This window comes from Mesorhizobium sp. M2A.F.Ca.ET.042.01.1.1 (genome assembly GCF_003997405.1).
Lineage (GTDB): Bacteria > Pseudomonadota > Alphaproteobacteria > Rhizobiales > Rhizobiaceae > Mesorhizobium.
In genome coordinates this window covers 1-2,068 of the sequence record NZ_RZRX01000495.1, presented here as the reverse complement: position 1 = coordinate 2,068, position 2,068 = coordinate 1, and the positions used below count along the sequence as shown (strand labels likewise).

General features: G+C 62.4%; 1 protein-coding gene and 1 pseudogene. Both read left to right on the top strand.

What is annotated here, in order from left to right; all coding sequences use genetic code 11:
- Positions 1-241 (top strand): annotated as a pseudogene (gene trkD / locus EOA23_RS34150) (potassium transporter Kup); the annotation flags it as partial.
- Between the two features lie 140 nt (positions 242-381).
- Positions 382-2,068: potassium transporter Kup (locus tag EOA23_RS34145; RefSeq protein ID WP_145966592.1), on the top strand; the 1,687-nt coding region annotated here is incomplete at its 3' end.

Below are 2,068 nucleotides of genomic sequence, written 5' to 3'. Positions count from 1 at the left end.
GGAGCAGCCCAACATTCCGCGCGCCTTGGCCATCTGCCGCAAGCAGGGCTGGAAGTTCGACATTATGACGACGTCCTTCTTCCTGTCGCGGCGCTCGCTGAAGGCTTCGCCCAATTCCGGCATGCCGGTCTGGCAGGACCGGCTGTTCATCAGCCTGGCACGCTCGGCTGCGGATGCCACTGAGTATTTCCAGATCCCGACCGGACGCGTCGTTGAAATCGGCACCCAGGTCGCGATCTGACGAGATCCGCCGGATGAATGAGCCGGCCGTTGCGTATACCGAAAGCCTTGCGTCGGCGGCATGGGAGCCCTAACGCTGGGGCACTTGATATTGCACTGCAGCAAGCGTAGAGCACCGCGCATTTTATCGGAGTGTCGTCCATGGCCCTTGCCAATGGTGGTGCAGACGCAGAACCCGCCGACCAATCGAGCCACGCGGAAATTGAGCAGCACAGCACGAAGGTGCTCATGCTTGGCGCGCTGGGCGTTGTCTATGGCGACATCGGCACCAGCCCGATCTATGCATTCCGCGAGGCGCTGCACGCCTCTTCCGGCGGTGATGTCGCGAACCGCGCCGACATTCTGGGCGTGTTGTCGCTGATCATATGGTCGCTCACGATCACGGTGACCGTGAAGTACATCATGTTCGTGCTGCGCGCCGACAACCGCGGCGAGGGCGGCGTGCTGTCCCTGATGGCCCTGGCGCGCGGAACTTTCCCGACGCGTTCGGCGATCGTGCTTGGCATCGGCATCGTGGGCGCCTCCCTGTTCTTCGGCGATGCCGTCATCACGCCGGCCATCTCCGTGCTTTCGGCTGTCGAGGGCATGAATGTCGTCACACCGGCCTTCCAGCCCTATGTCGTGCCGCTGACGCTTTTGATCCTAGCAGTGCTGTTCGCGGTCCAGCGCTTCGGCACCGGCGGTGTCGGCCTGGTGTTCGGCCCGGTCACCGCCATTTGGTTTCTCGCCATCGGCCTTTCCGGTCTGAAGCACATCATCGCTGATCCGGAAATCCTGTGGGCGATAAGCCCGCATTACATCGTGGCCTTCTTCATCAATTCGCCCGACGTGTCCTTCGTCACCGTCGGTGCCGTCTTCCTGGCGGTTACCGGCGCCGAGGCGCTCTATGCCGACCTCGGCCATTTCGGCCGCAAGCCGATCGTGCTGGCATGGCTTGCCATCGTGTTTCCCTGCCTGCTTTTGAACTATGCCGGGCAGGGCGCGTATGTGCTTGCCAAGGGCGGCACTGTCGGCCACCCGTTCTTCGAAATGAACGAAGGCTGGGCGCTTGTTCCGATGGTCGTGCTGGCAACGGCGGCGACTGTCATTGCAAGCCAGGCCGTGATCTCCGGCGCCTATTCGCTGACCCGGCAGGCGGTGCAGCTCAACATGTTGCCGCGGCTCGAGATTCTCCATACGTCCGAAAAGCAGTCCGGCCAGGTTTATATGCCGCGCGTCAACATGCTGTTGGCGCTGGTGGTGATGCTGCTGGTGGTCGGCTTCGGCGAATCCAGCAAGCTCGCCTCGGCTTACGGCATCTCGGTAACCGGCAACATGCTGGTGACGACGACGCTGCTGTTCATCGTCATGGCCCGCATCTGGAGATGGAACATCTGGCCTGCCGTCGCTCTGACAGTGGTTTTCGCGCTGATCGACATCGGCTTCTTCGCCTCCAACATCGTCAAGGTGTTCGAGGGCGGCTGGGCGTCGCTCGCGGTAGCCTTCGCCATCATCCTCGGCATGTGGACCTGGGTGCGCGGCAGCCGCTACCTGTTCGACAAGACCCGCCGCAACGAGATCCCACTCGATTTCCTGGCGGCGAATCTCCTGAAGAAGAAGCCGCAGCTTGTGTCGGGCACCGCGGTGTTCCTGACCAGCGACCCGCTGAGCGCGCCGACGGCACTGATGCACAGCCTGAAACACTACAAGGTGCTGCACGAAAAGAACGTCATCCTGTCGGTGGTGACCGCGCCGCAGCCGGTGGTGCCGGACAGCGAACGCGTCAAGCTGGAGACGGTCAACGAGCTGTTCATGCGCGTGACGCTGACCTTCGGCTATATGGAGCAGC